We start from the raw sequence: 23,326 nt of genomic DNA on the forward strand, positions 1-23,326 counted from the left end.
CAAGAGCGAATCATTTCATACCGCATTTTTCCTCGATTGTTATTGACATACGTCCCGTATGTTAATATTATATTTGCATACGCTTCGTATGTAAATGGAAACTACCCTATTTCAGCTAGGAGGAACATTGTAATATGTTACGTGCTTATCGAGAATTATTTGCTGCTCCGGGTTCTCTTATTTTTTCTGCCGCTGGATTTATCGCAAGAATGCCGATCTCTATGACTGGAATCGGCTTGGTTACCATGATTGCTCAAATGCGCGGAGAATACGGTCTCGCTGGAGCCATCGCTGCCACTTTTGCCTTCGCTTCGGCGCTGATTGCCCCGCAAATATCCCGATTGGTTGATCGGTTGGGGCAATCACGAGTTCTTCGTCCCGCAGCAGCGTTAAGCATTATCTCCATATCGGCTCTGCTGCTATGTGCACGATTAGGCGCGCCCGATTGGACGCTCTTTCTGTTCGCAATCATGGCTGGCTGCATGCCCAGCATGCCCGCAATGGTGCGTGCACGTTGGACGGAGCTGTATCGAGGATCGCCCAAACTGCATACTGCTTATTCCTTTGAATCCGTCGTCGATGAAATTTGCTTCATTATCGGCCCTGTCATTTCCGTTGGATTATGCGTGTCCGTTTTCCCAGAAGCTGGCCCTCTCGCCGCATGCTTATTTATGGCATTTGGCATTGTACTATTTACGATGCACAAGAGCAGTGAACCGGCAGTACAGCCGCAGCATAACACGAGTCAGGGATCTGTGTTCAAAATCGGTGCATTGCGCTTGCTTGCTCTTACGCTTGCTGCAATCGGCACGATATTTGGAACCGTGGATGTTGTAAGTGTTGCCTTTGCCGAACAGCAGGGGAACACCATCGCAGCCAGCTACGTCCTGTCTGTCTACGCAATCGGATCATGCTTGGCAGGTCTTATCTTCGGCACACTTACAATCAACATGCCGTTGTATCGTCAATTTGCAATTGCGGTTAGTCTTGCATTGGTAACCTTGTTTCCTCTATTCTTCGTCAACAATCTAACTACATTGGCGATTACTGTCTTCTTTGCGGGTATGTCCGTCGCACCTACGATGATTATCACGATGGGATTGGTGGAGAAGATCGTTCCTTCACATCAGTTAACCGAAGGAATGACATGGGCAACAACAGGACTTGGTATCGGGGTTGCGCTTGGCTCTGCGATTGCTGGATGGATGGTGGATCATTTTGGTGTACATATGGGGTTCACGGTGGCAATTGCAGCTGGTGTGCTTGCGCTTGGCATTATGATGGGCGGTTATAAAACCCTTCGCTCAGCATACAACTTTGCAGTAGCAAGTTCTGATCCAAGTTCAGATCATTCAATGAGTGTGCCGAGCAACAAAACATATGATTGCTGATAAGAGGAATTGAAGAAAGGATACGATCAGAGTAAACGTAGAAAACGAAATCTGTACTCGAAAAAAGTCCACAAACTTATTTCCCGAAGAGACATGACAGAATCATGTTTCTTCGGGTATCTGCACAACATACCACAAGTTTGCTTCTTCGTGAACGTTTTAAAACATGACTAAATCCTGCTTCTTCAGGTATGCCATTCTAGACATAAATGAAAACTCATTTTGTCTACTCATCCCATATGTGATCCAGCTTATCTGCGTAGAAACGAATTGCTTTCTCGAAACTAGCAATTCCTGCATCTTTCGTCGTATCTGCTAACTCTGTCAGCAGCAATTTCATCGCTTCTGCATGCTCACCAACATTGTACAGTGCCATTGCATAGAACACCTTTAGCTCTCTGTGATTCGGGAATTCACTCACACCCTGCGCCAATATCTCCTTCGCACTTTCGTATTGGCCCAGTGTCCGATAGGTGCTTCCTAGGCCTAATAAAGCTCCAGGTCGATGAGATTCACCTAATTGATTGCGAAGAGCTGCTACATAATAGGGCACCGCCTGCTTCTCTAATCCTAAGTTATCGTGTGCGCATGCCATTTGATACAGCAGCTCGGCATTATTCGGGTCCTTCTCCAGCAATTGTGCAAAGATTGTTATCGCCTGCCCGGCTTGCCCTTGAGCCCTCAATTGAACTGCTTCTTCATATGTGCTTTCCATTTCTACCGTTCTTCTCCCTTATTGACCAATTGATAAATGGATCTATAATGAAATTAGCAATCATTTCTTCATCTACCAGAAATAATTACAACCATCTTATCACGTAAGAACTTTTGTTATCAATCTAAAATGCTCTTACCGTCCTCTTTGTCAATCAGCATTGCCTTTCAGCAAATATCATCGCTCAAACCTACATTCAGTAAAAAAGGAGGAATCGTTGATGGTATCAGTAATCAGTCTTGTTGCGGCCTGTATCCTATATCTCATCAGCCTGCTCCATGTATATTGGGCATGCCGTGGTACATGGGGCACAACAGCTGTAATTCCCGAAAAAAATGGCAAGCGCACATTCTCTCCACGACCGGGAATGACCCTGCTCATTGCTGTTCTTCTTGCCCTTTCAGCCGTCATTTTACTTATGCGCGCATCCTACATTTCATTTCGTTTCAATGCTGTTCTCCTGCAAGCAGGCGCATGGATATGCGCTGTCGTATTCGCCTTGCGAGTCATAGGCGACTTCAATTATGTCGGGTTGTTCAAGCGAATCAGCAAAACGAAATTTGCAAAAATGGATACCTGGCTGTATGTGCCTCTATGTACTTTCTTATCGTTTGCATTTCTACTATCTATTTTCTTTGGTGGAACGCAGCAATAAAACCATGATTCCTTCTACATACAACACACTTCGAATAATAGACTCGCTTCCCATTCCGGAAGCGAGTCTTTGTATTTCCTGCAGCGTTAGCAACATCCCTTTTCCCTATTCAACAAACAGGTTACAACATCAACCACATCAGAAACTGGGTAAATGTGGGTTGACAGATAACGCCACCAGTTATATAGTTAGTTACATGAGTAATTAACCAATTTGGTGGTGTAGATATGACAGTCACAATGGACGACAGCCGCCCCATTTTTGTGCAAATTGCCGAACGGATTGAGGATGACATCATCGAAGGTCGATTGCCTGAAGAATCGCAAGTCCCTTCAACGAATCAATTTGCTTCCTTTTTTCAGATCAATCCCGCTACTGCGGCTAAGGGCGTCAATGTGCTGGTTGATGAGAACATTTTGTACAAAAAGCGTGGGATAGGTATGTTTGTATCGACAGGAGCGAGGGCAAAACTCATGGAAAAGCGGAAAGAACTTTTTTACGAACAGTATGTGGTATCCATGATCCGCGAGGCAGAGAAGCTTGGCATTTCCAAGGAACAATTAACAGACATGATTCAGAGAGGAGATCGAACGAATTGAGAACCATTACTGAAGTTCAGGGATTAACCAAGTCATTCGGTGATGTTACTGTCGTACACGATGTTAGCTTTACACTCGAAGCTAACAAAATTTATGGCCTGCTTGGGCGCAATGGCGCAGGAAAAACAACGATAATGCATATGCTGACGGCGCAGTTGTTTCCAACAAGCGGTGAACTTCTTGTCTTCGGAGAAGCGCCTTATGAGAATAATCGCGTTCTGAGCAAGATTTGCATCATTAAGGAAAGCCAGAAGTATCCAGACAGTTTTCGAGTCATTGATGTCATTGAGCTCTGCCCCTCCATTTTCCCGAATTGGGATCAGGAATTGGCGAGCAAACTGCTGAATGATTTCAATCTTCCTTTAAGGAGACGTATCAAGAAGCTGTCACGCGGGATGCTTTCTTCCGTTGGCATTGTTATTGGATTGGCAAGTCGAGCTCCGCTGACCATTTTCGATGAACCCTATCTCGGACTTGATGCAGTAGCTCGCAACTTGTTCTACGACCGCTTGATTGAAGATTATGCGGAACATCCGCGAACGATCGTACTGTCCACACATTTAATTGATGAAGTCAGTCAATTTTTAGAGCATGTGATTGTGATCGATGGAGGAAGGATCATTTTGAATGAGGAAAGCGATGCTTTGCGTGGCCGTGCCTACTCTGTCGTTGGTCAGCGAGAAATGGTCGAGTCATTCATCTCAGGCCATACCATCATCAATCGGCAGCCATTAGGCGGACTATTGTCTGCAACCGTGCTGGGCAATCTAACTTCTCATATCCGAGAACAAGCCGCATCGTTAGGCCTTGATCTCTCAACAGTATCCCTGCAGCAGCTTATTGTTCACCTCACAAAAAGAAAATCTGATCGCAAGGCGGTGGAGACGCGATGAATCGAGTAACAACCGTTATGAAAATGTACAGCAAGGATCACATCATGTGGTTTTTCGCTCCGTGGTGCTTTGTACTGCTTCCTAGTTTTCTGATCAACGTGTTGATCGGTTACTTGCTTCAACCGGAACAAGGCTACTACAGCGGCGGTGTGGTCTCCATTTTTATCTATTTACTGATTCTCGGCATTGTAGCCGTGACCCAGAACTTTTCATTCGCTTTTGGAATAAGCATCCGCAGAAAAGACTATTATTTCGGGACTATATTAATGTTCCTGATAGCCAGCGTAACTGTAGCCACAATTGTGATATTATTGTCTATTGGTGAACGAAGTATTACCCAAATGCTAGATGCAAATTTTCATTTCTTTTCCCTGCCTTATATTACGGATGGGAGTTTGCTCGAACAATGGTGGGTTTACTTCGCAACAGCTGCTCATTTGTCTACTTTAGGATTCATGTTCGCTATGTTTTTCCGTCGTTTTGGCCGCACGGGAATGTTTATCTTATTTCCAGTCACCCTTGCCATCTCCTCCATCTTCAGTTATCTCTGCACGTACTACAGCTGGTGGGGCAACATATTCTCATGGTTCGGCAGCCATTCAGCTGCGCAGCTTGCTTCTTACTTTTTCGCCTTGGCGGTTATCCATTCTTTACTTACCTTCATCATGATCCGCAGAACAACAATTGCTTAGCATATCTACAAACAAAGCCGCCGGATATATATCCAGCGGCTTATCAGCTATATCATTACCTAGTGACTCATGATTTCATATTAAGAAATGATTGCTCTTGCTTCTGCTTATTTAATCGAGACTTCGAACTTAGCTCCCGCTCCACCAGCAAATACAATGGTACCACCGCTTGGCAATTCAATTCCTTGTTTCCCTGTTGATGATAAGGAGAAATGTACGACATGCCCCTGCTCATTGTACACTGCAAATGAAGATTGCTTAGGCATTGTCGTAAAGGTCAGCTTCTTCCCAGCAACTGCTTTTGGCAGCTTAAACCATCTTGCATAACCATCCTCTTGAATGGTTACTGTAGATTTCGACCCTGGATACAAGGGCTTAATTGTATCCTCTGATACCATAATATACCCTGAACTATCTAAGTACTCCACTCCGTCCTTTGTGAAGAACTGATATTCCATAGTATCCCTTCCGCCCATAGCTGGGATTTGCACCTGATTACTTGCCGAATCCGGGCCTGTAATGGTCTTATCGTCCACGTAACCAGGCAGATCGGCGTGTTTATTGATTTTACCCCCATCCATAAGCAAATAAGTGAGGGAACTATATTTTTCATTCACTGGAAAATACTTTTTGCCTATGCGCTTCGTCCATGCGGATTCAACTTCTTTGGAGATATCATTTTTCTCAAGCTTCTCGCCAGTATACTGAGTCAGAGCTAGTTGAGAAAGTCCTGGTACATCTAGGTACATACTTTGCCATAAATAAGTACGTCCATTGTCTTTCGCATCGAACCGTATCTCCGTCGTTCCTTCTTCATTCATAAATGTGCCGTCTGCTGTATATACATACTTCGCTGCAGGCATATCAGGCGCTTGATTATAAGTGATAGACAGTTCGCCGTTCTTGGCAATGGCCACTTTCATGACAACATTGGTTGACGCATAATAACCTGCATACTTGGCAACATCAGCTGGCATTGCTGCTTTCTTCGGCTTGCCGAATGACTTAGCAGGTTGTAACTCCTTAATCGTACCTTTCTCTTTCAATGCCTGCAACACCATCTCGTTCGCCAACATCGCATTCGTCGAGCTGGATCCACCTGAAGACAAGACGGCCGCTGCCATATTGTGCTCTGGAAGTACAACCAGCGAAGCATGATACATGATCGTGTCGCCGCCCTTATTCTCAGCTTGGATACCGTATCTATTGAATGGATAGAGCTTTACACTGTCCCATCCAAGTCCATAGTTCACAACCGTGTCTACTTCTCCTTCTGGCCAGAATCCGCGCTTATATTCCTCTTGACGCATTGCTTTAACAGATGTAGACGACAATACTTTGTCATTCTCCCCTGTAAAGATTTGCGCGAAACGAACTAAATCCTCAGCCGTCGAGTATATTCCCCCCGCACCGATGACATTGCCGTTTTCCGTAGGGAGCTGCCCTTCATATGCAGGGTGATACGTGCCTGCAAACTTTGTTTTATCTGCATTGTCCAATGGTGTTTTTGTATGAGACATAGCTGCTGGTTCTGTAATATATTGATGAAGGAATTTAGTAAAGCCCATTCCACTCACCCGTTCTACCAGAATCTCAGCTAATGTAAATCCATCATTGCAATAAACAGAGAATGCACCTGGATCAGCCTTCAGCGTCTGCTTCTTCAATTGCTCCAGCATCGTATCGTGGTTAATCGTGTCATTGTCCCCAAGCAAGAAGCTATTTCCTAACGTTGATCCCCGGAGCCCCGAAGAGTGATTCAACAGCATCCGCGGTGTAATCTTCTTGTACCGCTCATCCTTCATTGTAAATTCAGGGATGTATTGCACAACAGGAGTATCTAGATCTACCTTTCCTTCTTCAACCAGTTTCATAACGGCTACCGTGGTAAATACCTTGCTGGTTGATCCGATTCCGTACATCGTGTTTTTCGACAGTGGTACTTTTCCTTGAGCATCATTCTTACCGGCTTGCCCAGATACTACGATGTTACCATGATCAATAAGTGCATATTGAACACTTGTCGTACCGAAAGTGTCCGTCAACAGTGAAGCTTTTTCAGTAGCAACTTTTTTAGTAGCGGAGTAATTCAAGCCCCCATTTGAAGCTGCAGCCATTGCGCTCGTCGGAACAAGCATTGCAACAACCATACTTATTGCCAATACCAAAGACAAGCTTTTCTTCATTCTTATGCCTCCCCAATTATGTACTTATAGGATAGTACGTTTGAACGCTAAGAAAGTTCAGTTTATTTCCAGTAACATCTGATTTATCTCGACGAATCACCCCCCATTAGCATGTTGGATTCCTTGATTTAGCTTCAGCAGCAAAGCTTCCGGGTTATCACACCTGAATACCACGGAACGTTTCGGGATCGTCCTCCCGAACAACCCTTTTGTCTCGATTGGTTCTTTTAGAACAATTTCGTATTGTGGGGAATCACAGATAATGACGGCATAATGCATATCTTTCGGAATTTTCTCCCCCATGCTGATTTCTTTGGCCTTCTGTATGACGGCAACATTGTTCAGGGGCACTTCAATCCTGTTTTGATAACCACAACGAATAATGATTCGATTGTCCACAACTAGGTGTGGCAAGTATTTCGCAGATTTATAGAGTGCCATCAGATAGAACAGTCCATAGATATTAATAGCTGAAAGGATCCATGCAGCAAGTTCACTCCACAATTGTACGAGAAAATGAAACAATACACCTTCGATTATAAGTAAAATGGATAAAAAGATGGCCATAGTTTTGAACTGAGAATGTTGATGATAGGAGAATGCCTCTCCCCGCTCCTTACCTGGTTTCTTCATCCAAATCATAATCGAATAATAGATCAGATGACGTACATCTGATACGATGCTTGACATCTTCAGCTCCTCCTTAACTGATTTTCCTCAAATCGATGCACGGCCTCTTTGATGTAATCCTCTACTTCCTTGGAGAATATGGACACGTAAAGCTGCGAATGATCATCGAGATCTAACTCCGCTATTTTCTCCTGATAATGTGGTGCAATGTGTTCATTCATAGTCGTAATCATGTGCTCGATGGTACGCTGAACCACTACTTCGGATGGCGATACTCCTAATTTGCAATAATGCTGCAATTGATTCACAATTGCGAGCATTTCCCTCTCGAATTTTAGTCGTTCCTGTGGGGAAAGATGCTTTAGAAGCGCATGTTCGATAACTGATTGTGGCAATCGGTCTGATAGCCACTCTTCTTGTTCCTTTTCACGATGGATCGAGTGGATGATCGCTAGTAACAGGTCACTGTCTAAATCTTCATCTTGCATGATCTGCTCCACCCGCGTAATCGTATTGATTACATAATCAAGCTCTTCTCTTTTTTTCGCGAGCATAGCCTTCTGCTTTTGCAGTGTATCGCGCATTTGAGGTGAATCGTGGTTCGCAAGGTAATCCGCGATTTCCTGTAAAGAAAACCCCAAATATTTGAGAGTAATAATTTTCTGCATGGTTGAAATGTCATCCTTACTGTACAGACGATGTCCATGTTCATTGTAACTAGAAGGAGCCATCAACCCTTTCCGATCATAAAAATGAAGTGTGCGTTCTGTAACACCAGTTAGTGTTGCAAAAGCTTTAACGGTATACATGTGTTCATTCAATAGGACATCTCCTCTCGTCATAATACCTTCAATGTACACTATGACGTAACGTCATAGGCAAGGCTTGAAAACAGAAAGAAACAGCATCTCACCTTAGATATGGAGAAATGCTGATTCCAGTAGTACCCTATTCCAATAGTTATTAAGATATTACCGTATAACTGAGCTTCTTTTTGCCAAAGTTAATAGCCGCTTGATGATTGGCAGTGCTATATTTCCCGAAATAGACATCAATCCAACGATATGAGAGTTTAGCTGTATTCTTGAGATCCCCTGTATCTTCCACAACAAACGTGTTTATCACGTAACCGCCTGGAATCGATATGCTCTCATTATTATTTAATACAATCATTGTACCAAACGGAAAAACAGGCTTGTTCCAGTTTCCCGCCCCCCAGATTGTCGGATGCACAGCAACACCACCGATGTAGGCAGCTTTTCCACCAGCAAACACCGGGTTATTGTCTCCTGCTGCCCCTGTATAAGCAGTAAAATCTTCATTCATATACGTGATATCCGCCTTCGCTGTAGATACTCCGGTAACTAGAAGTGCTGCTGACATGATTATGGCTGCAAACCACTTTCTCATCTTAATCACTCCCCTTGTCCAGACAATATCCTCCCCGTTACAGCATCGAACTCGATCTGCTGCAGTTGATCTTGATCATCTCGGCCAATCACCAAAATTGTAGTCAATCCTTCTCCTGCCTGAAGAATAAAGTGATAGCCGTTAGCCCATCCATCTCCAGGCAGCAAATGTCTTGAACGTATGCTTTTGAGTACTGCCACAGTACTGTCAATCTTGACCTTGTCGGTAGATACCATCCATTCGGAATTGTAATTACCTATTCCAGGTATGACCTTATCCACCTTTCCATCCCGAATCGCAATAACAGCGCGCTTGTTCGCAGGGGCACCCACTTGTAAATTCCATCGACTCCTTGTACCTTCTTGTCCACTTGTCTTCCCTAACCCGTCATCCACGCTTGTCACATAGAGTAGGACAGCTTCGGGATTCCACTTTTTTGCCGCTACCATTCCAACATGCAGTGCATCGATAAGCGATAATTGACTGTGTGAATTGGTACGTTCAACATGCGAATCATCCATTACAAAATGGTATATTAGTAATGAACATGCTAATACGATGACTGCACTTAGCGTGGCAAACATCTTATTCATCCCTAGCAAGCACCTTCCTGTAATGTACTATGATATAGACCAAAATCCTTTTATTGCCATTATTGCTATCACTACTCTATCAGACATTTCAAAACAAGCTCAATAGACAGACATGGATCTTGGAACAATCCCATTAAAGCCTATGAATATCACCGATTGCAAAAGGAACTTTCCAACTCTACAGACTCTACAGCGAAATCAAAATTTCCAAAGTTCATTTATTGTTGACATCCAGTTGTCAGGTTACCAATGTCATACTATATACAGGAACTGAATAGGAGGGATAACACAATGACAGCATATCATTACAACAATAAGGCTGCCTTAATTGATGCAATCCAATATACCTACAGGCGGTTTGATGAAGAATTCAACGATATCGAGGACAGTGCAAGGGATGTGCGGATCACTGGGGTAGATCGAACTCCAGCCGAGATCATCGCCTATCAATTAGGCTGGCTGCATCTCGTTATGGGGTGGGACAAGCAGGAACAGGAAGGCGAAATCGTAAATATGCCTTCTCTAGACTATAAGTGGAATCAACTCGGTGAATTATATCTATCTTTCTACGAGCATTATTCATCTTACTCATTAACTGAATTGCGCAATCAACTCAAGGATGCCGTACAGCTGTGGGTGAATTGGATTGATAGCTATAGCGATGAGGCATTATTCATACAAGGGGTTCGCAATTGGACAGGGGACAAGCAGAATTGGCCGATGGCTCGATGGATACATATTAATTCGGTTGCTCCATTTACATCATTCCGTACGAAAATCAGAAAATGGAAGAAAGGTTTTCTGAGTATGCCTTAACACTGCTCACCTAGTTGTGCAGCGGCAGATCAGTACGATCGTAACCAGATATGAACCGTCTGCCGCTGATTCAACTAGGAATTTATCTATTCACCTTTTTATCTCTTCTTTTTATCTATATCTATAACTATATATCTATATTTATATCTATATCTATTTCAGCTTTTCTATATCTAGTTCAAGCAAATGATTGTATCTATTGTTACCTCGTCATAATAGAGGCAACGTCCTGAATGGCCGTCCGTGCAGCGCCGCTTATGCCCGCGAGTTGGAAAAATCCGTGATTGACACCGAAGTACTTCCTGCACTCTGCACCAACTCCTGCATCAAGCAGCCGCCGATACAACATTTCTCCCTCGTCTGCAAGAGGATCGAATTCGGCAAGAAGAATATGTGTGTATGGCAATCCTTCCAAGTCGCCGCGCTGAATAGGACTTGCCTCTGGATGTTCTGCCGGAATGTCTTCGAAATAAGCTTCAAAACCGCTGAGCAGTGCGTCGCGAGTGATCACGTAATCATCTCCGTACCGTTGATAACTCTCGCTTGAACCACTAGCGTCCAACATCGGATATATCAAGATTTGTCTTGTTGGCATCCATTCCTTCTGCACCTTGAGCCGCAAGGACGTTACTAGCGCAATATGTCCGCCCGCACTATCACCTGCCAGTGTAATATCATTCGGATTTCCTCCCCAAGATACGGCATGCTCACGCACAATTTGTGCAGCCTTATAGGCATCATCATGAGCGGCTGGATAGGCATGCTCTGGTGCCAAGCGGTAATCTACCGCTACCACGATCGAGTTCCCCTTGTTAGCTAATGCTCTTAACTGGCGGTCATGCGTTGTGAAATCCCCGCTTATAAAGCATCCGCCATGATAATAGATCATAACAGGAAGATTAGACGCATACGACGGTCGGTAAATGCGTAAAGGGATGGAATCGATCGTATGATCAGTGATTTCCCATATAGGCTCCGCTTCTCCTGCCAACACAACCGATTGTACATAACCTTGACGGCGCTCCTGATAGCTCTGCTGTCTCGCAGAAGGACGTCCTGATTCAATAAATTCCTTAACGATGCTTCGAATGCCTGGTTCCAAATCATTCAAGCGCTCCATGATGTGAACTCTCCTCCGACTGAAATACATGATGTAATAGCATAATTCCATCAATATTCATGTTACACGCGAATGATCGAGGAATGCAATCCTTTCATCGAACGGGCAGCTTGAACTCCAGTTGTGGAATATAATTCTTATCCGGGCCTTTTCTAACAAACGGCTTAATGACGATTAAGCTAGGCTTCACCTTGAACGGCTCGTAAGAGGTTGAGAACACCATTCCTGTTCCTTCTCCTGAACCATTCCCAGCAATTGCATTCTGTTCATTTCCCTGCTCATCCTCGATATCGAACTCCAGATTGAGGAACCCATCAACTTTATAGCTATCCGGTATTGCATCCAGCATTTTACGATAATCTTCTTCTCCGCTTGCCCCGTGGACACCGACGAGCAAGCGGGTTGTGATGGGGGTAATTTCGACTCGATCGATCGACATATTTATCGAATCATGTGATTTGGTCTCTGATGTCTTCAGGATAATCGTTCGCTCCGTATCCTTCTTGATCGGGAAGAGAAACTCGTAATTCTCATCCACATCAGCCAAATACACGACCATCTTCATTTCGAACGAGTCTGGAAGCTCAAGATCAGCAGAATCTAAAGCGGTAACGATTATCGATTGCGGAGCATGCTCCCCACCCGGCTGGAGCCCCATCCCGGTATTTATTTGCTTGTCTCCCATATAAAAATCGATATTATTGGCTCGCTTGCTTAGCATGCGCTGCTTGTTCCATAACTGAAAAAAAGAAACCTTCGCCGCTTTCGAATCTTCTCTACTGAGCACTAGAGATAGCCTGCTGCCATCATACATCATCTCAGAAATCGTGAGCGTCACTCCCTTATGGGTTACGCGCTGATTGACTGAGGTGACCATCCCCTTTTCTCCAGCGGTTTGCAAGCCAAGATCCCCCACCAGTTTGAATACGCTATCCATGAACGGAATCTGCTTTAACGTCTGTGCGATCGCTGGAGAGGCAAGACCCGAGAAGATCATGACCATCCCGAGGCTCGCTACACCCGCTGTTGAAATCAACACTCTGCGCAGCCAGCGGTTCTTCCGACTTCTTCTCTTCCGTCCAGGAAGCATCTCGTCGATGATCTGGTATGTCCGATCCATTCGGTTGCGAACGGATTCTGGCAGCTCGCTAATATATGGTTCCCTAAGCTGTTCCAGTCGCTGATCGATAGGCAGTTGTATGTCTTTCATCCGTTCATCTTCCTTTCTTCAGTATCATCCAGCCATTCTGCGAGCGTGTGACGTGCCCGATGCAGCCGTGTCTTCACCGCGCCCACGGACATATCCATCATCTCGGCGATCTGATGCATAGGCAAATCCTGAAAATAAAACAAAATAACAATATTGCGAGATACTTCCTCAAGCCGATAGATCGCCTGACGCAAATCAAGATGATCACTGTATTCAGCCGTGGCAACACCAACTTCTGGGAGTTCAGCCAGCATGATGATGCGAGCCTGCTTCCGCAATATCATATTGCATTCATTGATCAATATCCGAAAGAGCCAAGTCTTAAAATAGGCATGATGATTTAGGTTTGTCAGTGCGCGATAAGCCTTGAGCACAGTCTCCTGCATCGCATCTGCACAATCCTCGTCCCTTCTGACGATCGACCTGGCCATGTTGAACATTTGGGCTTCATGCTGCTTGATGAGTCGAATAAATGCTTCTTTATTACCTTCCTTAGCCAATCTCACTTCTGTCTCTATATCGCTATGCAAGCCGTTTCTACTCCCTTCTTTACCCCATACACGCGAATCAAACTGTCAATTAGATGCATAAGATAGGCAAAAGGTTTCATTAAACGCAAAAAAACTGCCAAATGTTCACTTTCATGCATTTGGCAGTTTACTTAAGAACAGGAATCGCTTCCTGCTTCTATTTATTTTTCGGATTCCCTATGCTTCCAATATAGACGCGTCTCAGACACGACGACTCCAGACAAACCGAGCAGTGCAACTAAGTTCGGCAGCGCCATTAATCCATTTACAATATCAGCAAGCTTCCATATCATATCCAGCTTGATAAATGCCCCAAAGCCAATGATCGCAATGAACATAAGGCGGTACGGCAGAATCGATTTGACACCGAATAAATAAACCATGCACCGTTCGCCGTAATAGTTCCAGCCAAGAATCGTCGTGAATGCAAATAAAATCAAGCAAAACATAAGAATGAGGGAACCGTATGGCAGCGCAGCATCAAATGCTGCCTGTGTCATGGCCGCTCCTTCCATTGGGCCATTCCATACACCCGTTACAATCAATGTTAATCCTGTAAGCGAGCAGACGATGATCGTATCGATGAATGTTCCGGTCATTGATATGAGTCCTTGCTCAGCCGGCCATTTCACCTTCGCAGCCGCGGCCGCAATCGGTGCGCTTCCGAGACCTGATTCATTGGAGAATACACCTCTTGCAATCCCGTTGCGGATCGCCATCATAACCGTTGCTCCCAAGAAGCCGCCACCTGCTGCTGTTGCATTAAACGCGCCTTGGAAAATTAACGACAGTGCGTGCGGTATCTGATCCGCAAATGCAATAAGCACAACAAAGCTCGCGATAAAATAGATAATAGCCATGACAGGAACAATTGTCGTCGTCACATGCGATATACTCTGAATCCCGCCAATTGTAACAAGCGCGGTCACGATAGTCACGATTGCCGCAGTGACTACTGCAGGTACACCAAGGCTTGCTTCTGTAGAAGTGACGATCGCATTAATTTGCGGAAATGTACCAATTCCAAGCAAGGCAACCAGTACTCCGCTAATCGCAAAGAATACAGCAAGCGGCTTGAATTTCATGCCAAGTCCCTTCTCAATATAATACATAGGACCGCCTAGCACTTGTCCATTGTCATCAATGTTGCGATACTTGACAGCAAGCAATCCTTCCGCATATTTGGTGGCCATTCCGAAGAATGCAGCAACCCACATCCAGAATAATGCACCGGGTCCACCCACCTTAATTGCAGAGCAACCCCCACGATATTACCAGTTCCAATTGTCGCCGCCAGCGCAGTAGCCAATGCCCCGAAACTGGATACATCCCCTTCTCCCTCGTTCTTCGACTTGAATATTAACTTCAAGGCGAGCGGCAGGCGGAACAACTGTAGCGCTCCCAAGCGGATCGTTAATAAAATTCCCGTTCCTACTAATAAAATAAGAAGCGGTGCTCCCCATACCATGTTGTTCAATTTGTCTAACCATTGTTCCATCATTGTCAAATCAGTTCCCCTCTTTGTGAATAATAAAAAGAGTCAAATCGAATGATTTGACCCTGGGGACATGTGTGCAGAATAAATAACCTGACGTAAGTGACATACCTAAATAAGATCATCATACCAATGACTTACGATTTTTCTACGCTTCTGCATCCCTGTCCTTTTACCTGAGAGTTTTAACGAATCCACGAGAATCAAATTCGTCTTGCCCCTTCGGTGCCCCAATCATGGAGTCTCTCCAGAGTCCTGTCCATTTACGGTCCTGCTTATACGTATTCGAGCTCAAGGTTCGATATGTCTAAGCGCCTGAGAGCTTACCCCTTCGGCTAGACGATTCGTCTATCTCCCGCAAACTTCATCCAGTTATAAAGTTGTAGGTAACATTATAGTAGACACACTATCATTGTGCAATGATCCATTGCATTGTAATTTATCCCATACCATCTATCACACATGTGCTTGGTGACTGTAATATAGGGATCTGGCCTCATTTAATAAATGAATGAGTTCACTCACATTCTGCACATTCGTATCGTAATTGGTAAAGCATGCACGCAGCGTTGGTACACCATGAATGGTAAATACGGATAGCCACACTTTCCCTGTGCTCAATACGTGTTGATTCACAAATAGAGCGAAGTCCTGGTCGTTTCGTGTCCATGCTTCTTGATCAAGAAAGCAAATGACAGGCAGCACGGTATCATTGGCAACTGTCCAGCCAGATCGCATTAATTCTTCTCGGAATAGCTTGCCCATTTCAACTTGATGTCGCAAGACAGCCCGATATCCTTCCCAACCCGCTGTAGCCAGGGATAAATACAGCTTCAATCCTATAAATCTCCGTGACCATTGAATGGAATGCGTATATGGATCAATCGTGGGCAGCTCCTCACCCTCCTTCGGCATATAATCTGCCGTTATACGGAAGGTTTCATTCAATATACGTGAATGCCGTGTGAAGTACATGCCCGCCCCCATCGGAACGGACAGCCACTTATGAGCATCAAACGCGATTGAATCTGCTTGCTGGATACCATCCATATGGAAGGACAGCTCGGAATCCAATACGATTGCGCCGCCATAAGCAGCATCCACATGAAGCCACATCTGTTCATGCTCCGCTACTGCCGCGATTTCCATTAACGGATCAATTGCACCGGCTCCCGTCGTTCCCGCTGTAGCAATAATAAGAAATGGGGCAAAACCCTGCGCGCGGTCTATACGTATTTGTTCTAATAACGCTCCAATATCCATTTGCAAGGAATCGTTCGTACGAATGGAGCGAATTGAATTCGTTCCAAGCCCGCAGGAACGAGCCGCTTTCACCAATGAATGATGACTCTCTTCAGAAGCATACAGAATGGGTGGCTTCTCCCGAGCTGCTAATCCGTCTGTTGCATACTTTGGAAAATGATAAGATAGAGCCGTTAAGACTGCAGTCAAATTGGCTTCCGCTCCCCCAGTCGTGAAGGTTCCATCAGCAACATCACGCGAGTAACCAAATTGAGTGGCGAGCTCACGCAGTACATAATTCTCAATTTCTACGGCAAGCGGCGCATGACTCCATGCAGCAAGCTGGGGGTTAAACGCCGCTGTTATCGTGTCTGCCATAATCCCCATAAAGTTCGGGCGGGGATTGTATAAGCCATAATATCCTGGATGTGCTGTGTGCACTTGATATCGACGCAGTCCTTCTATAACATGCTGAACCGCAGTTTGAGGCTTGACAGGAGCAGCAAAGTCAATTTGCTCCGCATACTGCACAATCTCTGATGGGATTAATTCAGGGGCAACTGCTACCTCGTCGGTGTATGATAGATACTGACTGATCTTCTCTAACGTATATGAGCCTAGCATATACTGTTCCTCAGTTGATAGATCCAAGATCGGATTCTGTCTAAGCATACGGAATCCAGCAACTCCCTTCCACTGTTCAATTCAAGAAAGATGTTCCAATTGAATAATAGCTTACCGACCAAGACGACAATTGAACAGGTACAGTTTATCAGCTCGCTATGAGGACAGACCATTTATCACTCTATTATACTTACCGTCCTTCCATTTACATCGTTTTTCGAATATGAGCGCAAGATTTCGAAATCTCAACTCAAAAAAACCGCCCCTATTACCTAGAGGCGGTGTCTATTGCTTCCTTACTTTCTCATTTACTCAGGCAATCGGTATACAGCAAAAGGTTCACCATACCGATATCGACGGCTTATTTCATCCAATCGGTTCAACTGTTCTTCATTAAGTTCGACATTGACACTCGTTATATTGTCCTCTAACTGCTCCACCTTCGTCGCTCCTACAATGACTGTCGATACACAAGGCTGGTGCATAAGCCAAGCTAATGACAACGAGCTTGGGCTGCAGCCGATGTCCGCTGCCAATTCGCTCACCTGTTCACTTAACGCAAACCGTTCTTCATTGAAGAACTTGTAGAAATTCGGATCCGTATCTGCTCGTGACCCAGCTGGCTTCTGATCTTCTACTCGATATTTTCCTGTCAGAATTCCTCCTGCAAGCGGATAATATGGAATGATTCCCACCCCTTGATCCTGACATAGCGGAACCAGTTCCAGTTCTGGCGTTCGATCAGCCAGTGAATAGCTGGTTTGCATGGACACATAACGATTCAGACCAAGCCGTTCACTGATGCCAATCGCCTTCATCAGCTCCCAAGCAGCGTAGTTAGACGCTCCGATATACCGCACCTTGCCTGAACGTATCATATCATCAAGCGTCCGCAGCGTCTCCTCAAGTGGAGTATGCGGATCAAATGTATGTATTTGATACAGGTCAATATAATCGGTATTTAGCCGCTTCAAGCTATTGTCTAATTCCTGCTGCAAATGAAAGCGAGATGACCCGCGCTCGTTCGGCCCCTGTCCTCGAATTAATCCTGCCTTCGTTGTCAGCACGACATTGTGTCGATTGCCTATCAGCGCCTCACCGATGATGCGTTCTGATTCTGAACCAGCATAAATATTAGCCGTATCAATAAAGTTAATGCCATAGTCCAGCGCTTGATGAATAATTCGAGTCGAAGCCAGCTTGTCAGCCCGCTTGCCGAAAGCATTTGTTCCTAATCCAAGCACTGACACCTTCAATCCACTATTGCCAAGACGACGATATTGCATGACGATCAACTCCTTGCTTTCCTTATTTAGCAGTAATTATATCACAAGCTATCCCCTTGATCTGAATCCGATCAAATATGTGTCTGCCTTATGATTCCACTTCCGCGCACAAAAAAAAAAAAAAAACTCATGCAGGCATGAGTTCTCAACAACAATAAAGAATCCAGAATCTCTATGGATTACAAGACATTTATACGAATGGAAAAATCGTCGGACATTGCATTGGAAGGCTGATGCTGCATGACTCTGGTATCGGAATTAATGCCCTAGGTTGACAGAATGTAGCTTCAACCATCAGCGGTATTGTAAATTTCACGATAAGCTCCAAACACCAATCCAATTGCAACTCAATCGTTAGGCTGTCAGTAATTCGTGCAGCACAATGGATATCGAATATTTGAGAAGTAATGTTGGATTCATCTAATGGGAGCGGTAAGCAGAGTGATACTTTCTCGTTGTTCTTGACTAATAGTGTAAACGTGCATGTTTCTCCTGTTCCGCTATCTGTTAACGTAATTGTTACCTCTGCAGAGCACGTCGTCAGTACAATAGCTGCTTGCGATCCGATAATGGGCAGCGGCAGCCGCTTTACAACCGTGATGCTGCATTCTCCCATAGCTGGCACTGCATTGCAGCTTACAAGCACTTGCCAACCGCCAGCAATTGCTTGTTCTACGAAAGCCCTGCAGTTTTCGGGAATAGACTCTTCCACGATGAAATCACTCCGAGTAACAACCCAATCGAACAGTTTGCTGACAGAAATGCACTCTAAAGGACGTACAACTAGCGTCGTAATCGTAGCTGTAACAGGAGGCGTATTATCCGCCTGAGCGGTAGCCGTGTTGGTAACCACCCCTTCTAACAAAGGAATGACTGTAATGATAATCGTCTGTTCTTGTTGACCCTCCAATGTGCCCAAGAGACAAGTAACGGTCTGCCCGGATACAGAGCAAGTGCCTCCTTCAGATTGAACACTAACAAATTCAACCGTAGGAGGAATGACATCACGCACGATTACATTCGTTAGAGGAAGTTCTCCGAGATTTGCAACACTGATCGTATATTGCAACAGGCTGCCGACAAGCACAGGGTTGCTTGAAGCTTGCTTCGAAATGGCGAGCGGCTGTAATACCGTAATGCTTGCGGTTGCTGTTTCAGGGTCTTCAACATTATCAGCGGTCACCACTGCTGTGTTCGTTAATATTCCTGTTATAGTCGTAATTGCTTCGATCGTAATCATAGCGCACGTTCCAGGGACAATGACACCGAAAGATGCTGTGATCGTTTGCCCGACCTGCGTGAATGTGCCTTCAGATACTTGGATACCAGTGACTTCAACGCCTGCAGGCAATGTGTCCACCGCAACCACATTTGTGGCCGCCGTTTCTCCCATGTTGCACACCGTCACTTGAAAGATGACTTCATTTCCAAGGGTTACAAGATCCGGCTCGGCAAGCTTCTCAATGGTTAAAAAAGCTGGAGGAAGCGCATTGACGGTTGTATCAATCGTGGATGATACAGGTTCTGTTTGATCAGATGTCGCTGTAGCTGTGTTCGTTACGACGCCCGGAGCTGTAGGAATAACGGTAATCGTGATGATTTCAGACTGACCAGGATCAAGATCGCCAATCAATGCTGTCACGGTGCCAGCCACTTCAGTTACGGTTCCTTGCGTAGTTTCGGCAGTTACGAAGACGAGACCAGGCGGCAGCACATCCACCACTTCCACGCCGGTTAATAACTCCGTCGTCTCGTTGGAGACAACGATCGTATAGATGAGTTCTTCTCCAACAGTTGCAGGATCCGGCCCTGCAAACTTCGATATCATTAACTCAAGTATCGGCTCTTCGATAACTAGAGTTTCGGTAGTAGAGGATTGTGGCGCAGTCTCATCTGAAAACGTCGTTGCCGTGTTCAAGACTGTACCTGTGACCGTTGGGATGACGACGATAAAAATGACCACAGTCTCTCCCGGAGCAAGTGAACCAATGTCATTCGTAATTGTCGTGCCATCGAACGAAATCGTCCCTTGATCCGATTCAGCGGATACAAAGGTGGTTCTTGCCGGCAGCGGATCATTCATAACAACATTGGTCGCTGTGCTCCCTCCAATATTGGAGACAAATATAATATAAACGAGTTCTGAATTTACGGCGACGATTGGGGGAAAGTCCAGCTTCTCAATTTCTAGGATTGGAGGTGGCAGAGGATTTACGGTATTGACTGCGGTTGAGGAGATGATGCCGGTCTGATTTGCTTGGGCTGAAGCTGTATTGGATATGAGACCCGCCGCTGTTGCCAGCACGGTAATATTGACGGTAACACTCTGACCAACCGGGATCGTCCCGATATCTACGGTAACCGTTCCAGCAGCAAACGATGCCGAACCTTGCGTAGTTTGAACCGATTGAAACGTAACACCAGCTGGTAGCGGGTCAGTAAGTACAGTGTTCACAAGCGGGGAGTCTCCATCGTTGCTGACGACAATGGTGTATACGATCTCTTCTCCAACGGTGACTGTATCAGGAAAAGAGGTCTTCTCCAGCAGCAGCGTCGGTGGAATATTGTCAATTTGAATCGCCAGCAGATTGACGGTATATCCGTCGCCATTCGTTCCGAATTGAAGTGCTGCTGAAGTTTGCCCGTTCACGAGACTGTTGGAAATGCTTACGTTGGCAATATCCCATCCTTGACGGTTCCCTGCAATGATATTCGTCCCTGGCTGCCCAGGTATAGGATTGCGATCCCCGAAAGTAGCTGTCGGGTTGATATTCCCGTTATCATCTAATTTATGTGATTGGAAGAAGTTATTCGTAAATCCTGCGGGCTGCGGAATCGTTGTAAGGTTGGCAAGGGTTGGGCCAAAGCGTACGAAATCTCCCGTAATCTCCGCATCTCCTTCTTGCGCGCTGACGAGCAGGCGGCCGGTAATAGGGCCTGTTGATGGAGTTTGGAAATTCCCGATCATTTCATTGACTGGTGGAGATATGGCTTGAATCGGGACGTTCCCGACATATAAATTCATGCTGCGGAAAGGCAATGCAGGATTCACGTATACGACCCCGAGTGACCAACCTGCGAAACTTGTCGTATTCGGATCCGGAACCAGTGTCCCAACAATTCTGCCAGCCCCGTATGTTCCCGCACCGCCTCCCGCAACCAGCGCAGTTACGTTGGCAGAGCGCACATAGCCTAAATCGCCTTGAGTATTAACGGCATAATTGAAGAACGTCTCTGGCTGGATATTGAACATGCCTGCCGGTGTACTGAATCTGACCGGGTCATTCAAGCGGGCTGATAAATCCTCGCCGCCCGGTGTATTGATCAAATATGTCCCGCCCCATACCAATTCAGCGTATACAACTGTACTTCCAGGAGGGAGGACGAGCGAATTTGTTGAGAAATTTATCAAATACATATTCGTCGTCCCCCCGCCAGTCGAAGGACTGGACGGAACTGTACCGCACATTACATTTGGATTATTAATAATAAAAGACCCTATCGCATCAGCCGTACCCGGTGTACAAGCAGGAGAAAATCTAGAGGCGCGGCTAATACCAAGAGAATTCCCAGTGAACGTAATCGCACCTCTTGTTATCGTACTGAAGCGCAATATAAATGGCATTGTCTACACATCCTTACAGCATACGTGATCGTGTGAGCATTATATTCTGTACGTACGCTGATAGTTCATTAACCCGATGTAGGCTTAACCACCCATCCTCCAAGTCCCTCAATGAGGGGAAATCATTGATTACAACTGCAAAATTATTTACAAATGCAAATACATTTCATATTGCTCGAGCTCATTTCGATTGAATCCATGCTTAGATACAAAGCCTTCTAGATAATGATTATTCGCAAAAGAAACCGATAATCGCTCTGGCTGCTTCTCTCTTATCATGGTCATAAGCATTTCGGCAGCAATCCCCTGATTTCGATATTCAACATCTACATAGAGAAAACTAACCTTGCCACTATCATTCATACATAAACTTGCAATGACCTTATCGTCTTTATAAGCTGCGACATAGTTATTGGTGTCAGACAGCCTCATGTAATCCAAATCATTCTGCCAATTGATATGCGGGATGCGCCAATTATGCACATGCCTCTCAAAACATTCGTACAGAACTGGCTTTATTTCAAGCCCCTTAACATTTCTGCCTACCATACTAGCTGGATGATGCAATGTAAAATAGCTAAGATCGTATACTTTGGAGTAGCCTTTCTTTTTATAGAATTGGATCGCTCTGTCATTCCCAACAATGACTTCAAGGAACAACTGCCCACAACCGCACTCCACTGCTCTAGCCTTGTGCAGCTCGAATAATTTTGAGCTCACTCCGATTCCACGATAATCAGGATGGATTGCAAGCGCTCCACAGCGCATCGTTAATATGCCCTCATATCTCTTCAATCCGCCTAGCATCAGTCCGACTGGGCGTTCCCCATCCATCGCAATATAGGAATTCTCCAACTGGTTGCCCTCAACGCCAAAGAAACGAGTCTTGAACATCTCTTCGGTGATATCCATCTTCACGATATAATCAGAAAATCCAACTGTAAACGCTTCATAAATCATTGAAATATCGACTTCTGAACATGCAAGATACTTTACCATCTACCATCATCCTCCAGTCCATTCCTCTCGGGACATATCTTACTCCACACAAAGAAAAGAAATCAACCAAAAGGTTGATTTCAAGGTAGGTCAATCTAACTTACATGTAGGTTCAATGTAAAGTTGCCGGGGCAGACCTCTGCTGCTTCGCTGAGATGGAGGCGGGATTGGTGTGCTTAAGTATGAAGGCAATTTGCCCAGCATGCAGACTGGTATGATACAACAGGCGTCCAACCGCTTGCAGCGGTGTGATCGTCCCCATTGGGGACTTCACCGGAACATGCCATGCTTGTTCAGGCAGCGTACACATCGCTTGACGAATATGATGTTGCGAATGTTGAATCAATTGCAGCATGTCAAGTATGCTTGTATATCGATTCGAGTCTCCTGACGGCCCTCGACTCGTGCGAATTTCCACATCCGCAGGCAACTCTTGTCCAAAGTACCAATCTGCAAATAAATATTCCACCTCTGCATTGTGTCTAATCATGTAGCCAATTGTGACACTGCCCACTCCATAACTCAATTCATCATCAGTCAGTTCCTGCACCATCTGATAGAACCGTTCTTGGATCGTATCCCATATGACCGATACCGTATCGTACGTCATTCCCT

20 protein-coding genes, 1 pseudogene and 1 riboswitch are annotated in these 23,326 nt (G+C 45.2%); of the genes and pseudogenes, 6 read left to right on the top strand and 15 right to left on the bottom strand.

The genetic code is table 11. The features are described from left to right. The first annotated feature begins 134 nt into the window (after positions 1-134). Positions 135-1,391, top strand: coding sequence for an MFS transporter (locus tag BBG47_RS16195; protein WP_065292547.1), 1,257 nt, complete (start codon positions 135-137; stop codon positions 1,389-1,391). 226 nt (positions 1,392-1,617) lie between these two features. Here the strand turns inward: BBG47_RS16195 and BBG47_RS16200 are convergent, their stop codons facing one another. Beyond that, positions 1,618-2,106, bottom strand: coding sequence for a tetratricopeptide repeat protein (locus tag BBG47_RS16200; protein WP_065292548.1), 489 nt, complete (start codon positions 2,104-2,106; stop codon positions 1,618-1,620). Positions 2,107-2,326: 220 nt separating this feature from the next. On the opposite strand from BBG47_RS16200, the gene BBG47_RS16205 reads away from it, so the two are divergent. The 4 genes from BBG47_RS16205 (at position 2,327) to BBG47_RS16220 (ending at position 4,945) form a co-directional block, all read left to right on the top strand. Then, positions 2,327-2,761, top strand: coding sequence for a DUF3995 domain-containing protein (locus BBG47_RS16205; RefSeq protein ID WP_021253542.1), 435 nt, complete (start codon positions 2,327-2,329; stop codon positions 2,759-2,761). Between the two features lie 227 nt (positions 2,762-2,988). Further along, complete coding sequence (locus BBG47_RS16210) at positions 2,989-3,360, top strand: GntR family transcriptional regulator (protein WP_021253543.1); 372 nt, start codon at positions 2,989-2,991, stop codon at positions 3,358-3,360. After that, positions 3,357-4,253 carry an ABC transporter ATP-binding protein gene (locus BBG47_RS16215; protein WP_065292549.1) on the top strand — a complete coding sequence of 299 codons (897 nt, stop codon included), beginning with the start codon at positions 3,357-3,359 and terminating at the stop codon, positions 4,251-4,253. Before BBG47_RS16210 ends, BBG47_RS16215 begins: the two co-directional genes overlap by 4 nt. Then, positions 4,250-4,945 (top strand): hypothetical protein, encoded by a 696-nt coding sequence (locus BBG47_RS16220; protein WP_065292550.1) that lies wholly within the window; start codon positions 4,250-4,252, stop codon positions 4,943-4,945. The genes BBG47_RS16215 and BBG47_RS16220 overlap by 4 nt, the downstream gene beginning before the upstream one ends. 107 nt (positions 4,946-5,052) lie before the next feature. Here BBG47_RS16220 and BBG47_RS16225 read toward each other — a convergent pair whose 3' ends face one another. The 5 genes from BBG47_RS16225 to BBG47_RS16245 all read right to left on the bottom strand — a co-directional run bounded on the left by BBG47_RS16225 (position 5,053) and on the right by BBG47_RS16245 (position 9,764). Continuing rightward, a complete protein-coding gene (locus tag BBG47_RS16225; RefSeq protein WP_065292551.1) occupies positions 5,053-7,131 on the bottom strand; it encodes a serine hydrolase domain-containing protein in 2,079 nt (692 codons plus the stop codon). Positions 7,132-7,227: 96 nt separating this feature from the next. Next, positions 7,228-7,821 carry a hypothetical protein gene (locus BBG47_RS16230; protein ID WP_065292552.1) on the bottom strand — a complete coding sequence of 198 codons (594 nt, stop codon included), beginning with the start codon at positions 7,819-7,821 and terminating at the stop codon, positions 7,228-7,230. A gap of 2 nt (positions 7,822-7,823) precedes the next feature. After that, complete coding sequence (locus BBG47_RS16235) at positions 7,824-8,582, bottom strand: MerR family transcriptional regulator (RefSeq protein ID WP_065292553.1); 759 nt, start codon at positions 8,580-8,582, stop codon at positions 7,824-7,826. Positions 8,583-8,724: 142 nt separating this feature from the next. Further along, positions 8,725-9,171 (bottom strand): hypothetical protein, encoded by a 447-nt coding sequence (locus BBG47_RS16240; RefSeq protein WP_021253549.1) that lies wholly within the window; start codon positions 9,169-9,171, stop codon positions 8,725-8,727. A gap of 5 nt (positions 9,172-9,176) precedes the next feature. Beyond that, entirely contained in the window at positions 9,177-9,764 is a 588-nt protein-coding gene (locus BBG47_RS16245) for a hypothetical protein (RefSeq protein WP_065292554.1), read from the bottom strand. 291 nt (positions 9,765-10,055) lie between these two features. On the opposite strand from BBG47_RS16245, the gene BBG47_RS16250 reads away from it, so the two are divergent. Beyond that, positions 10,056-10,580, top strand: coding sequence for a ClbS/DfsB family four-helix bundle protein (locus BBG47_RS16250; RefSeq protein WP_065292555.1), 525 nt, complete (start codon positions 10,056-10,058; stop codon positions 10,578-10,580). A gap of 202 nt (positions 10,581-10,782) precedes the next feature. On the opposite strand, the gene BBG47_RS16255 is transcribed toward BBG47_RS16250, so the two are convergent. The 9 genes and pseudogenes from BBG47_RS16255 to BBG47_RS16295 all read right to left on the bottom strand — a co-directional run bounded on the left by BBG47_RS16255 (position 10,783) and on the right by BBG47_RS16295 (position 23,321). After that, positions 10,783-11,700, bottom strand: coding sequence for an alpha/beta hydrolase (locus BBG47_RS16255; RefSeq protein ID WP_065292556.1), 918 nt, complete (start codon positions 11,698-11,700; stop codon positions 10,783-10,785). Positions 11,701-11,794: 94 nt separating this feature from the next. Beyond that, positions 11,795-12,910 (bottom strand): DUF4179 domain-containing protein, encoded by a 1,116-nt coding sequence (locus BBG47_RS16260; RefSeq protein ID WP_065292557.1) that lies wholly within the window; start codon positions 12,908-12,910, stop codon positions 11,795-11,797. Beyond that, on the bottom strand, positions 12,907-13,440 hold the full coding sequence (locus BBG47_RS16265; protein WP_021253554.1) for a sigma-70 family RNA polymerase sigma factor: 534 nt from the start codon (positions 13,438-13,440) through the stop codon (positions 12,907-12,909). Before BBG47_RS16265 ends, BBG47_RS16260 begins: the two co-directional genes overlap by 4 nt. A 161-nt stretch (positions 13,441-13,601) precedes the next feature. Next, positions 13,602-14,947, bottom strand: a pseudogene (locus BBG47_RS16270) (alanine/glycine:cation symporter family protein). Positions 14,948-15,089: 142 nt separating this feature from the next. After that, a riboswitch (glycine riboswitch) is annotated at positions 15,090-15,196 on the bottom strand. Between the two features lie 195 nt (positions 15,197-15,391). Beyond that, complete coding sequence (locus BBG47_RS16275) at positions 15,392-16,849, bottom strand: pyridoxal phosphate-dependent decarboxylase family protein (protein WP_065292558.1); 1,458 nt, start codon at positions 16,847-16,849, stop codon at positions 15,392-15,394. 260 nt (positions 16,850-17,109) lie between these two features. Beyond that, a complete protein-coding gene (locus BBG47_RS16280; protein WP_065292559.1) occupies positions 17,110-18,087 on the bottom strand; it encodes an aldo/keto reductase in 978 nt (325 codons plus the stop codon). 190 nt (positions 18,088-18,277) lie between these two features. Then, positions 18,278-21,712, bottom strand: a complete 3,435-nt coding sequence (locus tag BBG47_RS16285; RefSeq protein ID WP_083189357.1) for a BMQ_0737 family morphogenetic spore coat protein — start codon at positions 21,710-21,712, stop codon at positions 18,278-18,280. Between the two features lie 147 nt (positions 21,713-21,859). Next, the gene (locus BBG47_RS16290) at positions 21,860-22,711 is read right to left on the bottom strand and encodes a GNAT family N-acetyltransferase (protein ID WP_065292561.1); all 852 of its coding nucleotides are present in this window, start codon (positions 22,709-22,711) and stop codon (positions 21,860-21,862) included. A 112-nt stretch (positions 22,712-22,823) separates the two neighbouring features. Further along, complete coding sequence (locus tag BBG47_RS16295; RefSeq protein ID WP_083189359.1) at positions 22,824-23,321, bottom strand: DinB family protein; 498 nt, start codon at positions 23,319-23,321, stop codon at positions 22,824-22,826. Positions 23,322-23,326: the final 5 nt, after the last annotated feature.

Origin of the sequence: Paenibacillus sp. KS1, assembly GCF_001680695.1 — a bacterium.
In the GTDB taxonomy this organism is placed as follows: Bacteria; Bacillota; Bacilli; order Paenibacillales; family Paenibacillaceae; genus Paenibacillus_B; species Paenibacillus_B suaedae.